Here is a 12,795-nt window from a genome sequence, read left to right as displayed (position 1 = left end):
GACCATCGCTTTCCCAGACTTCAGACTGGGCAAGTCTTCAACGGCTTCCTGACGGGTCCGGATGCTTGGTTTAGCGGAGGTGTGGATCGGCGTCTCGTCTCGTCCCCGGGTCGTTCGCAGGGCTTCGACAAAATCTTTGCAAGAGTCGAAACGACGCTCGGGATCTTTCTCCAATGCGCGCGCCACCGCCACACGGTCTGCTGCTGGCAATGAATCCAACACGGGCGCCGCGTGAATGTGCTGCGTTGCCAGTTGAGCGATCGTGCGACCACTGAATGGACGCGTTCCCGTCAACAACTCTTGGTACATCACGGCAAGCGAATACTGATCGCTGTTGATGCATGGCCGACCGTCGAACAGTTCAGGCGGAGCGTATATGGGCGTCAATCCGCCAATCACCGAGTGATCGATCTCTCGCAGATCTTTCAACAAACCAAAGTCACCGACTTTGACGTGTCCACCGACCAACAACAAGTTCCCCGGCTTCACGTCGAGGTGCTGCAGTTGATAACTGCCGTGCAAGTAATCCAACGCGTCCGCAGCATCGTGCAGATACGACAGCAATGCTGCCCGAGGAATGCCGCATGAACCACGGTCTTGGTGTCGTTTCAAAACGTCTTCGAGCGATCCGTCCGCCAGTTCCGTGACGATCACCAAGCGATCGTCCACGATTCCGAATCGTTCCAGAGTCAACAGAAACGGGTGGTGAACTCCCTTGATTCGCTCCAACGATTTCAGCTCACGTGAACCGCGTCTGGCGTCGTTGGCACCAAACACGAACTTCACCGCCTTTTTCAATCCGCCTGGCGCATTGGCCAACCAAACTTCACCAAATCCTCCTTCACCAATCTTTTTTTCCAGCGTGTAGCCAGTGATTGGTTCGTATCCGGGAGCGATCGTTTGGGTTGTCTTGACGGTCATCGGACGACTGTGAACAACATTGTTGAGCGGCGAATTGGAAAGTTTGGTTCGTCACGAATTCCTTGATGGAATCCGCTGCTTTGAAAAATCTGGAAGGGTCAAGCGCTACCCGAAAAGGGCTGAGCCCGTTTAAGACAAAGCCTAGAGAGCACTGAAGTAGCTGCGGCACGCTTGGTCGAGGTACTCAGGTCGCAATGTCAAAGGCAATCGACGGTAGCGACAGAAATTCGCGACCTGCGTCAACAAATCTCGCGGGTGACATCGACGTGGCGGTCGATTGTTTTGTTTGTAATAGGCGAGCAAATGATTGGCGGCTTCGGGTGTCTCAGGAAAACCCATTTGCGAAGCAACCGTTTTCATCAGTGACCGAAACTCATCCGGCGACGGATCGTTCACGAAGATCTTGTAGGGCACGCGGCGAAGAAACGCTTCGTCAACGAGGTCATCCGGATTCAGGTTGGTCGAGAACAAGATGAGCTGCTCAAACGGGATTTGAATCTTCTTTCCCGTTGGCAACGTCAGGTAATCGCATCGATTTTCCAGTGGCACAATCCACCGGTTGAGCAACTCTTCCGGAGCGATTCGTTGACGACCAAAGTCATCGATCAACAAACAACCACAATTGCTTTTCATCTGAAGCGGCGCTTCGCAGATATTGGATCGATGATCGTGGCGAACTTCCAGGTTCTCCATCACCAACTCACCGCCGACAACAACGCTGGGTCGTTGAATTCGCACCCAACGCTTGTCCCATTCTTGTGCCTTCAACAATTGACCGTCGCCTTCCGGCACGGGAGCTTCTTGGTGATAGGCATCGTCTTTGACTTTGATCAGGTTGCCATCATCCAGAATCGCATGAGGGATCCAAATTTCTTGGCCCAAGCACTGAGTCAAGCTTCGAGCGATGGTGGTCTTGCCATTGCCGGGAGGACCAAACAGGAACATCCCGGTGTTGCTGTTGATGGCGGGACCAATCTGGTCGAGCAATTCATCCTGGTAGGAGATCTTCGAAAGCGAAGCTTGCAAATCATCTCGCTCGATGGGATCGACTCCGGCGGCTTGAGCTTCCACGCTGAGTGAGTAGTCAGCCAATGGCACGGGGGCCGGTCCAATGTAGCTGCATTGTTGCAGGTGAGTTTGCGCTCGCTTTTGTCCCAGTTCGGTCAGCGAGTAGTAGTAGTCGTTGAATGCCGCCGGCCGCACATGAGCCACGAATTTGCGAGTCCGAAGCGCATCGACAATGGGTTCCACCAAACGAAACGGCAACCCCATCATCGTTGCCACATTGCGACCGCTGATGGTTCCGATTTGATGAATCGACTTGATCGTCAACGCTTCGATAAAGCTGACCGACAGGCCGAGTTCATTCAGCGAGCGAGGTTCCGCTGGCCAAAACGTATCGTCCGTCAGCAAACCGCCCAACGCGGCTGATTCGAAGTTGTGTGTGTCGGTAAGCAGGGCATTCATGCGTGAAGCAAGCATTTGGAGTTGTTTGCATTGGTTCCGAACAACCCACCCCAGCGGGACGAGATCGTTGGCCATGCAAACCTAGCTTGCGATTCGAGACCGAACTGCCACCGGCCTCCCTAGTGAACATATCTATCAATCCACCACCAAACGCGCCGCAACAATCGCCGCAGCCGTTTCAATCCTCAAAATCCGCCGGCCCAATCCGATGGATTCTGCTCCGATGTCGATGCATCGTTGATGTTCCGCATCCGACAACCCACCCTCGGGGCCGATCAACGCCAGCGTTCTCGGTCGACCGTTCGCAACGGATTGGCCCGTGTCTTTTTGATTGACATCCGTCGCGTTGAGCGGCGGTGAGTCCGGCATCGCGACCAACACCCGTTGCCAACTCGATGGGGCATTCCCCTCATCGCTGGTGTTTTTGTTCGCGGCGATTGTCTCGGCGAAGCTGGCGAAGTCGGTTGGTGATTCGATTGTCATCAGAACGTTGCGTCCCGATTGCTTGCACGACTCAATCACGATCCTTCGAAGCTTGTCGAGAAAGTTGTCTTTGGGAGGTCGCTGGGTTCTTTCAAAGACAATTGGAAACACACGTGCAACGCCCAGTTCCGTCAATCGCTCGATCATCTCCTTGGCTCGATCCGGTTTAGGCAAACCAATCGCGAGATCAATCGCGACGCTTGGCTCGCGATCAACCGCCTTGATCGCATCGCACCGGACAACACATTCGCGTTTGCTGACAGTAACCACTTCCGCGTCCGCCTGGTGCCCGCACCCGTCAAACAACTCGATCCGGTCACCAGTTTGCACCCTCATGACCCGCGACGCGTGCGACGCCTCTTCATCCGGCAGTTGCACAACGGGTGCTTGGGTTCGCAGATCGGGAACGTAGTAGCGTCGAGTCATCGCGGGCGGTTCAGGAAGATTCGAAGAGATACAAAAAGCCAAAAGGTCTGATCGTGCCGGTTGCACCGATCGGTGCAAGGTAACCGAAACGGAAAGCGATCGGCGAGCGGGTCAGTCGATCTGACTGCATAGCGAACCCCGGTTGGTCCCCCATGCCAACAAGCGATGCCTGAAACGAATTGCAGCCACGTCAGCTTCGTTTATGCATCGCCCCGCCGGGCCAGCCGATTCTTTTCCGAGAGAGAGACTGCCGTCGATGCCGATCCCGTTGCTCAGCCCGGCCGATCAAAGCCACTGGGGATTGTTCCGCCAACCATTTGCCGAATCTCCTGCGGTCAACGTTCCACCGCAGCCGGACGAGTTTCTATTCGCCTCTGCAGAACACTCGCAGGCTCGAATCTGGCTGGAAACCATTCTGCGAAACAACGTCGGAATCGCGAAGTTGATCACCCGCCCGGGATCCGGAGCAACCACCTGGGCTCGGCAGTGGATGGCGACACACGGTTTGGCTGATCTGCCGCTGGATGTCATGGGAACCGAAGCGACGAACTTCGACCGTGACGTTTGTCATCAATGGCTGTCGACTGCAAGAAGCAATCAGACCGTTGGCATCCACACGCTGTGCATCGTCGACGGAACACCCGACCAAGCAACGATCCAGTGGTACAAGCAATCATTGAAGCTCGATCCACGGCGCAACCCAATGACGTTGCTTGTGATGGGACCAGCAACCTTCTCCGGCGTCAGTCACACGATGCGTGTTTCCAAACATTCGCTCGCCCGTTGTCTCCTGGCAGCGTTATCGCACGCCGGTCAATTTCAACCTCGCATGACAGAATCCGCTGCACAGCACATCGCCCAGTGGGCTGGCGAAGACTACCGTCAATTGGCGTTTTGGACGCACGTCGTGCTGGCATGGGGAGCACGCGAACGATGGCAACGAATCGATGAACAAGCGATCCATCGGTTTGACCAGCAACGTCAAGCTTGGGCTTCTGCAACAGCTGCTCAAAGAGAATCAGCCGCGGCCTGATCAACGAACGTCAACCGCCACGGAGTTGACCGAGGATCGCTTTCGTCCGTCTTGATGGCATGGTCCGCCGCGAAAGATTCGAAGTCGGACGGTACAAACGTGCCGCGATTGATGATCCGCGAATAGGCTGGATCGACTTGTTCGTACTCGGAATCCAGCGGCGTCAGACAATGATCATCGCTCCACGCGGCACCAAGCTCGCTCAGGTCGTCAACCGTGCCATTTTGGTTGTCATCCCAACCGTCCCAACCTGGTTTGCCATCAGCCCCCGACACGATCCAAACTTCCGCGTCGGGATCGAATCGTTGAACGGAATCAAGCTTCCACGATCGCGAGGACGCAACTGTTGAATCCGCCGAGCCAGCATCATTAAAATAGGCCAACACCTGAACGCCATGTAGGTCCTGCGGACCGGCGACTCGCCCGCGTGCTTTCAGTTCATCAGCGATTTGGCGGAGCAACTTAGTACGAGTCGCATCGGCCACCGAGGTCGAATCCGTCACGCCGGCGGACAGCCACAGCCCTCGCCAAACGCATCCCAGCAAAACAACAACAACCATCAAGACGTTGCCGCGGTTCATGAACCCTCTCGCAATCGGTCAAAGTATTCGCGAGTTTGTTCCCGTTCGTCGCGAGGCAAGACCTGGTCCTCGAGTGGATCACTTTCTTCGCTGAGGTTCGACTCGATCGCCGACTGGATGTCTGCGCGTGTCACACCTTTTCGGTTGGGACCGTCCGCGAAACCGGCGATGATCGCTCGTCCACGTTTGACCTTGCCACGAACTTGGGTGTCGTAGGTGTTGATGTCTGTTTCTTCTTCGGGTCGGTCACCTTTGCCTTTCCCGCGTCCCATTCCCATCCCTGGTTTTTCGCCTTCGCCGAATCCCTGTCCCTGACACGCTTGGCAACCATCGCCGTTGCACTGCTTGCAATTCATTTGGTTTTTGGACTGCGACAGGTCACCCAAGGCCGATTCCAAATCTTCCAGCTCGGACATGGCCATCTGCATTTCGCCCAACTGGCTGGACATTTCTTCCATCGCCTGAGCAGCTGCGGATTCGTCGCCTTGCTGCATTGCGTCGGCGGCTTGCTGCATCGCATCAGCCATCTTTTGCATTTGCTGCATCTGTGCATCGGCCGATTCAGACTCGTTCAACTTCTGTTGCAGCTTGGCAGCCTCTTCGTTGCGTCCTTCTCGTTTGGCCTGGTCAATCTTTTCTTGCAGTTGCTTCTTCTTCTCCTCGTGGTTCTTCGCAGCCGCTTTCATCTGCTCAGCCATCTTCTTGATTTGCTTGTTCAGCTTCTCTTTCTGCTGATCGGTGAGCTTGCCATTCTTCACTTGCTCAGCAAGCTTTTTGATCTCTTCCGCTGCTTTACCAAACTCACCCTTCTGAATCTGCGACAAGACCTTCTGGGCCGGGCCGCCGTCGAGCCCCTTCATCTGAGCGAGCGTCTTCCGCATCTCTTCCGGTGAGCCCAGTCGATCCTTGCGAGCTTGGATTTGTTCTTTGATGTCGTTGAGTTCCAGCAACGCGTCTTTGCGTTTCAGCGTCTTGCTTTCGGTGATCTTGTCGAGCTGCGATTCCATCTTCTCGAACAGCTCGCGAGCCTCGAGCAAACCTTTCGCATCGGCTTCGCGTTTTTGTTGAGCCAGACGCTTCTTCAATTCCGCGGCGGCAATTTTGACTTGCCGAACTTCGCTCGCGTTGACTTCGTTGTTCAGCTCGGAAGTGATTTCGGTTGCCGGCTCAATTGCGAAAACCATGACGGCCAGGATCGGAACAATCGCCAGCGGCAACCAAGAAACTCGCTGAGGTGACAATGCAAACTTCTCCGCCACGTTCAGCTTGCTGGCTCGTCGGGCAGCGTCTTGTCGGAGAGCGTTGCCCGCCGCGGATTTTCCATCTGACGAACCATCGGATGACAACGCACTGCTCAAGCGTTCTTTCAAACCGAATCGCGAATCGACTTCGGCAGCGACTCGCATGACCGATGGAGCCGTGACCCATGTCACAATCGCGGACACGAGAATGGAAACCACTGTGACAGCCGCGATCCATCCCATCGCCCATTGCTGCACCGTCAACTCGGTCGCCCCAACTTCGGACGATTCCAAACCAAAGCGGTCCAGCGGCAACGGGGTGATCGCCATCGCCCCGACCGCGATCGTTGCGACAATCAAACCGACGAACCAAGTCACCGCGAACGTGCGTCCAAACTTGCCAAGCATCATTCGTCTGCGGGCCGATCGAACTTTCGATTCAACTTTGGCCTTGGCTTCCTCGGGCGACCACTGGGTCAACTCGTCGTGCGGATCCTGCGATGGGGCGACGCTGGTCATGGATAGCTCCGTGGGTGCCCGAAGTTGTGAACTCGGAACGAGTGCGGTTCAGTTCTCATCATTATAGCGCGGTGAACGCTTTTCCCGCACGCCGAATCTGGCTCCTGGCAGCAGAATCTGTGCGGCGGAATCCAAGCCGTTCACCAAATTCGCCGACGGAACGAGAATCCTATTTGGCGGGTTCACCAGTGACGTACACTTTCACATATGTCCCAAACCCAACCCATCACCGACGCGAAAACGGCCGCTGAGCCGTCATCCGCTGCTTCGCAACCGACACGCGGATTTGGCAATTTGCCGGATCCTGACCAGTGTCCGGCGTGCGATGTAGTGATCTACGACGGGCACTGCAATTTCTGCAAGGCGGGCGTCCAGAACCTTCGGCGTCTAGATTGGGGCGGAAAGCGACTGGCATTTTTGTCGCTCCATGATGATCGGGTGTCAGACCGTTATCCCGATCTGACGCGAGAACAGCTGATGGATCAGATGTACGTGATTGATCAGCAAGGCCAACGTCACGGTGGTGCCGATGCGGTTCGCTATCTTTCGCGGCGACTACCAATGCTGTGGTTTGCTGCTCCGATTTTGCATCTGCCGGGGACCGCAAAATTGTGGCGTCGGCTGTATCACGAAGTCGCCAAACGTCGGTATCGGCTGGCGGGTAAATCGTGTGACTCAGGAAGTTGTTCGATTCACTGAGCCGTGATCGGGAAAAGGCGTGTCAGGCACCGCCGAGGGGACCTCGCTTGCACGTGTCATCGAATCTGAACGGTAAGAGCGAATTGGACGCTGGGTGACAGAGCCGCGCGACCGGGCTAAAGTTCGGCGATGAGCCAAATACCTCCTTCTTCCGACAAGCCACTGCCAGAGCTGTCCGACGCGATTCGGATGTTCGAAGCCGCACGTGGCCAAATTGAATTTGCCCGTCAGTACACGCTGGAACTTCTTCGAGCGACTCCGATGGATCGCTGGTTCGAGATTCCACCGGGCGGCGTATCCCATGTGGCTTGGCAAGTCGGGCACTTGGCCGTCAGCCAATACGGATTGCTGATGTTTCGAATGCGAGGTCGCCACCCCGATGACCTGGAACTGATCCCAGGTCGTTTTCGGAAGACCTATGCTCGGGGCAGCCAACCATCTGCGGCGACCGACGGCCAACCGTCCGCACAAGAGTTGCTGGACAAATTGAATCGCGTGCACGAATTGTCGACGGCGGAGCTCGACTCACTGGATCCCGCCGAATTGCTCGTGGAGATCGACATGCCGTACGCGGTGTACCCCTGCAAATTGGGTGCGGTGTTGTTTTGCCCGATTCACGAAGGTTTGCACGCGGGCCAAATTGGAATGCTGCGACGTGGGCTCGGCCTGGAATCTGTTCGCTAGGAACTGAAAGAAACTGAATCCATGGAAGTCCTCGAAGAATCGATCTACGACCATCCCAAGTACTACGACTTGGTCTTTGGAGCTGACATCGCCGCGGAGACGCAGTTCATTCTCGACTGCGCCGACACCTTTCTCACCCGCAAACCAAAGTTGTTCTTCGAACCTGCTTGCGGAACAGGGCGGTTGATGGCTTCGCTGAACCGCAAAGGTTATGCGACCTGCGGATTGGACTTGAACGAGAAAGCCGTCAAGTTTTGCAACCAACGTTTGGAACGAGCCGGATTCAAACCAACCGCGATCGTGGCGGACATGTGCGACTTCTCACCCGCTGACTTCCGATCCGCACTCGGCAAAGCCAAGACGTCCAAAGCGGAAGGGCCAGCCTGCGTCGCGTTCAACACGATCAACAGTTTCCGGCATGTCAATTCCGAAGCCGCCGCTCGCGGGCACCTACGCAGCATGGCATCGATGGTTCGCCGTGGCGGGATCTACTTACTCGGTGTGCACCTGACGCCAACAAAGGTGCCGCCCAGCGAAACGGAGTCATGGTCGGCTCGTCGTGGCAACTTGGCGATCAACACGCACATGTGGACGATCAACCGAGACAAGAAGAAACGAATGGAACGTTTCGGAATTCGTTTTGATGTGCACACTCCGAGTCGAAGTTTCCGCATCAACGATGAACTTCACTTGCGAAGTTACACACCGGCCCAGATGAATCGGTTGATCGCGGCGGACGGCCAGTGGGAATGCTTGGCGACTTACGACTTCGCGTACGACATGGACGATCCCATCATCGTTGACGCTTCCACCGAAGATGTCGTTTACGTGCTGCAGAACAAAGGTTGAGTACGGAAAGATGTCCCCGATCAGGACACCAACCAAGTGTCCCTCAACCAAGCAGTGTTGATTTGTATCGGCCCAAATTTTTTTTCTGGATTGTGAGCGGGTTCACACCTCGCTTGTTCGACCTGATCGACCGACAAAAAATGCTCCGATGACAGCCAGCAAACCGGCCCCAGAAAACAGCCCGGCGTTGGTCAGCCAGGCCTGTTTGTCAAGCTCCATGACGCGGTACTGATACATCGCCGGAAGATCGACTCCGTTGCGATTGATTTCTTCCCATTCCCGAATCATTTGAGCCGAGCTGACCTCTTTGTAGGCCTGTCGGAACTCATCAATGTGCCCTTCGGTGTTCAGCGGAACGCTGATAGTGGCCCAATTCACGAGACAAAACGCGGCTGCCAGAAACAGGCCTGCTGCCAGCAAACCGAGTGCCGTGAACAGCACTGTCGGCCGGTTGGCACGGCCCTCGGCCGCTTTGGCATTGGACTTCTCCGTCGCCGCATCGCCCTCTGCGGTGGGGAGCTGACGCAGTTCACCCAGTTTCGGAACGGAGATGTTCTGACCGCAATGAGGGCAGGGGATCTCGTCACCGGCTCGGGCGGGACTGACCTCGGCGGACTCTTCGCAGTGCGGACAGGGAAGCAAATACATGGCTGAAATCACGGGTCAAAAGAACAACGCCCGGGTGGACCGAGACATTCTGGGAACTAGAATCACGGTGTGCTGAGGGTAACACACGACCAATCGCTCCCGTCAGGACGTCACTCTCGTCGAACGGCCATTTGGCGGCAAGTTGATTCAGAGTTTCATCTGAAATTCTTCAACTTGCTTGGCCAATCGATCACGAGAATCACGTTTGCTGACCGGACATCCTCTGGATGAGTCGCGATACAACCACAACGAGCTATCGTTCGTCTTCGCTTCCGAATGGGATTCGGTTCGCGCAACAAACGGTCCACCGTCCCTTTTCAGCCTCCAGGATGGAATATCGGGTCAATCGGAAAATTTTTCCAATTGGCAGTTGATTCGGAGGTTTGCAGGTTAACGGGTGGTAGAGTCACTGTGTGTCGGAATTTTCTTCAATGGACGTCGTCGGTCGGTCAATCGATCTGCACCCGCGTCCCTCGCACTGGCAACATTCCCAACACATGGACCGTTTCGAATTCGTTATTGATTGATTGTTCTTCTCGAAACCCACGTGCTTCTCGAACTTCTCCTGACCGACTTCGCCAGTGACCCAATGCCCGGCGGCAGATTACGTCTCGACCTCACATTCGGCGTAACTACACTCCGACGACGACCTGCTCATACGAGTGCCGCCGCCCAACGACACGGATGTTCCAAAACCAATTGAATTGCCCCGAACGCTGATTCGCCACAGCGTTCTTTGTGACGACCCACCAAACCAATCGCGGTCGTCGAACATAGAAAAGACAGCCACCTAAAGGAGTATCTACTTTGTTTGATCCGATGATGGATGATTTCGACGACGTTTCAGCACAAAGCACTGACGTGGTCACAGGAGGATTCCGCAAGTTACCAGTCGACGACAGCGAAGACGACAACGCGGTCAGCGTTGCCGATGCGCCCGAAGGCGAAGTCCAATTGGACAGCCCGGACGAACTGATTGCGCTCGACGAATCGGAAACTTGGTCGGACGACCCTGTTCGAATGTACCTGACGCAAATGGGCGAGATCCCTTTGCTGACGCGTCGTCAAGAAATCGAGTTAGCCAAACGTATCGAAGAAACTCGCCGCCGCTTCCGCACGAAGCTGCTCGAGAACCACTACGTATTGGTCGAAGCCTACAAGACGTTGAAGAAGGTTTACCGCGGCCAACTGCCGTTCGACCGAACCGTTCAGGTCAGCGTGACCGACCGTTTGGAAAAAGAACAGATCATTGGTCGTTTGCCACACAACCTGAAAACCCTTCAAACGCTGCTCAACCGCAACCGTCACGACTGGAAAGTCGCGATGAGCAAGAGTGCACCCGCCCGCCGTCGTGCGGAAGCTTGGCGTGCACTGGCTCGTCGCCGTCGTCGTGCGGTTCGTTTGGTCGAGGAACTCGGTCTGCGTACACAACGCATCGAAACCCGAATCGGCTTGCTAGAGAAATTCTCTCGCCGATTGGACGAAATCGATGAGTTGGTGCGTCAGCAAAAACGAACCAAGCACGGCCGCGAAGTCCGTGAGCAGTTGCTGCACGAGCGTCGTCAGATTCTGACCGCTTGTCAGGAAACGCCCACCTCGCTTCGCAACCGCGTGAAGATGTTGGGATCGGTTTACAGCGATTACCAACAAGCCAAACGTGAACTGAGCGAAGGCAACCTTCGTCTGGTCGTGTCGATCGCGAAAAAGTATCGCAACCGTGGTCTGTCGTTCTTGGACCTGATCCAAGAAGGTAACGCCGGTTTGATGCGAGCGGTCGACAAGTTCGAATACCGTCGTGGTTTCAAATTCTGCACCTACGCGACATGGTGGATTCGCCAAGCGATCACCCGGGCCGTTGCGGATCAAAGCCGTACGATTCGGATTCCGGTTCACATGGTGGAAACCATGAGCCGTGTTCGCAACGTGGCTCGCCAGTTGTTGCAAGAACTTGGTCGTGAACCTTCGATCGAAGAAACCGCTCGTCGGGCCGATGTCACCATCGAAGAAGCACGTCGCGTTTTGACGATGAGCCGTTTCCCAATCTCGTTGGACCGTCCCGTTGGCAACAGCGAAGACAGCCAGTTCGGCGACCTGCTGCCCGATGGCACAGCAGAAAGCCCACAGATTGGTGCGACGCAAGAAATGCTTCGTCAACGAATCACCGGCGTGCTGAAAAGCCTGTCCTACCGTGAACGTGAAATCATCAAACTGCGTTACGGTCTGGGCGACGGTTACAGCTACACGCTGGAAGAAGTCGGGCACATCTTCAAGGTGACCCGCGAACGAATTCGTCAAATCGAAGCCAAAGCGGTTCGCAAGCTGCAACAACCTAGCCGCAGCCAAGACCTGGTTGGCTTCCTAGACTGATGCCAACCTTGGCCGAGATCTTGCAGCAAAGCTGGCAAGTTCATCAATCGGGTAACGTGGACGCCGCGATGCAAATGTATCGCGGCGTTTTGCGTCAGGTACCCAACTCCGCTGATGCCTGGGTCTACCTGGGCATCGCTCAGTTCGACAAACGAGATTTCACCGGAGCGGTGGACTCGTACCAAAAAGCGATCGGCCTGCGTTCCAATTTCCCGATCGCTTGGAACAACCTTGGCAACGCTTTTCGAATGCTCGGCCAGGTCGATCAAGCCGAGGCAAGCTTCGCCAAAGCGATGGAGCTTCAACCAGGCTATCTTTCCGCGATCAAGAATCGCGGAACGCTTTGGATCTGGAACGGCGAAATCGAACGTGGTCTGAAGTGGTACGAAGAAGGACTCGCGATCCAGCCCGACAATGCCGAACTGCACCGCAACCTCGGTGTGATTTCGCTATTGCTGGGTGACTACGATCGTGGTTGGAACGAATACCGATGGCGTTGGCGAATGCCCGGCGTCGGTCGTCCCGCGATCACAGATCACGTGCGTTCCGCGGGTGGACATGTGCCGGTTTGGTCCGGCCAACCACTCAATGGCAAAACCGTTTTGATCTATCCCGAACAGGGACTCGGTGATGCGATTCACTTCCTGCGTGTCGCCGCGGCACTTGCTCAGGATGGTGCTCGCGTGATGGTCGTCTGCCCGCCAAAGATGATCCCGCTGTTTTCCTCCGCCGTCGGTCCATCGGGTTTGGGAATCGAACGTTTGATCCCAGACATCGACGCTCAATCCGGACTGATGAGTTTGCCCGCGGGTGTCGAGATCGATTACCAGGGATCGTTCCTCGAGGTTCTCGACGGTTTGTATCAACGCGATGGCAA

The 12,795-nt window shown here is 55.6% G+C and carries 12 protein-coding genes; 6 read left to right on the top strand and 6 right to left on the bottom strand.

The features are described from left to right. The 3 genes from B2R17_RS25770 to B2R17_RS25760 all read right to left on the bottom strand — a co-directional run. On the bottom strand, positions 1-921 hold a 921-nt coding region (locus tag B2R17_RS25770; RefSeq protein WP_286766263.1), incomplete at its 3' end, for a serine/threonine protein kinase. A gap of 141 nt (positions 922-1,062) precedes the next feature. Then, the gene (locus B2R17_RS25765; protein ID WP_008667567.1) at positions 1,063-2,463 is read right to left on the bottom strand and encodes an ATPase with chaperone activity; all 1,401 of its coding nucleotides are present in this window, start codon (positions 2,461-2,463) and stop codon (positions 1,063-1,065) included. Positions 2,464-2,523: 60 nt separating this feature from the next. Beyond that, the gene (locus B2R17_RS25760) at positions 2,524-3,297 is read right to left on the bottom strand and encodes an RsmE family RNA methyltransferase (protein ID WP_286766262.1); all 774 of its coding nucleotides are present in this window, start codon (positions 3,295-3,297) and stop codon (positions 2,524-2,526) included. Positions 3,298-3,553: 256 nt separating this feature from the next. Between B2R17_RS25760 and B2R17_RS25755 the strand changes: the two genes are divergently transcribed. Further along, positions 3,554-4,330, top strand: coding sequence for a hypothetical protein (locus tag B2R17_RS25755; RefSeq protein ID WP_286766261.1), 777 nt, complete (start codon positions 3,554-3,556; stop codon positions 4,328-4,330). Here B2R17_RS25755 and B2R17_RS25750 read toward each other — a convergent pair. Beyond that, the gene (locus B2R17_RS25750) at positions 4,306-4,911 is read right to left on the bottom strand and encodes a hypothetical protein (protein ID WP_286766260.1); all 606 of its coding nucleotides are present in this window, start codon (positions 4,909-4,911) and stop codon (positions 4,306-4,308) included. The genes B2R17_RS25755 and B2R17_RS25750 overlap by 25 nt on opposite strands. Next, positions 4,908-6,671 carry a hypothetical protein gene (locus B2R17_RS25745; RefSeq protein ID WP_286766259.1) on the bottom strand — a complete coding sequence of 588 codons (1,764 nt, stop codon included), beginning with the start codon at positions 6,669-6,671 and terminating at the stop codon, positions 4,908-4,910. Before B2R17_RS25745 ends, B2R17_RS25750 begins: the two co-directional genes overlap by 4 nt. A 207-nt stretch (positions 6,672-6,878) precedes the next feature. Between B2R17_RS25745 and B2R17_RS25740 the strand changes: the two genes are divergently transcribed. The 3 genes from B2R17_RS25740 (at position 6,879) to B2R17_RS25730 (ending at position 8,903) form a co-directional block, all read left to right on the top strand. Beyond that, positions 6,879-7,370 carry a thiol-disulfide oxidoreductase DCC family protein gene (locus B2R17_RS25740; protein WP_286766258.1) on the top strand — a complete coding sequence of 164 codons (492 nt, stop codon included), beginning with the start codon at positions 6,879-6,881 and terminating at the stop codon, positions 7,368-7,370. Between the two features lie 129 nt (positions 7,371-7,499). Next, on the top strand, positions 7,500-8,054 hold the full coding sequence (locus tag B2R17_RS25735) for a DinB family protein (RefSeq protein WP_286766257.1): 555 nt from the start codon (positions 7,500-7,502) through the stop codon (positions 8,052-8,054). A 21-nt stretch (positions 8,055-8,075) separates the two neighbouring features. Continuing rightward, positions 8,076-8,903 carry a class I SAM-dependent methyltransferase gene (locus tag B2R17_RS25730; protein ID WP_286766256.1) on the top strand — a complete coding sequence of 276 codons (828 nt, stop codon included), beginning with the start codon at positions 8,076-8,078 and terminating at the stop codon, positions 8,901-8,903. 102 nt (positions 8,904-9,005) lie between these two features. Here the strand turns inward: B2R17_RS25730 and B2R17_RS25725 are convergent, their stop codons facing one another. After that, on the bottom strand, positions 9,006-9,551 hold the full coding sequence (locus B2R17_RS25725; protein WP_286766255.1) for a hypothetical protein: 546 nt from the start codon (positions 9,549-9,551) through the stop codon (positions 9,006-9,008). Between the two features lie 807 nt (positions 9,552-10,358). On the opposite strand from B2R17_RS25725, the gene B2R17_RS25720 reads away from it, so the two are divergent. Both B2R17_RS25720 and B2R17_RS25715 read left to right on the top strand, forming a co-directional pair. After that, positions 10,359-11,918 (top strand): sigma-70 family RNA polymerase sigma factor, encoded by a 1,560-nt coding sequence (locus B2R17_RS25720; protein WP_007328293.1) that lies wholly within the window; start codon positions 10,359-10,361, stop codon positions 11,916-11,918. Continuing rightward, positions 11,918-12,795 (top strand): tetratricopeptide repeat protein (locus B2R17_RS25715; protein ID WP_286766254.1); only part of this gene is annotated, 878 nt, incomplete at its 3' end. The genes B2R17_RS25720 and B2R17_RS25715, both read left to right, overlap by 1 nt.

This window comes from Rhodopirellula sp. UBA1907, assembly GCF_002337565.1.
Classification (GTDB): domain Bacteria; phylum Planctomycetota; class Planctomycetia; order Pirellulales; family Pirellulaceae; genus Rhodopirellula; species Rhodopirellula europaea.
The sequence above is the reverse complement of the archived record's forward strand: the minus strand, read 5'-3'. Positions and strand labels throughout refer to the sequence as shown.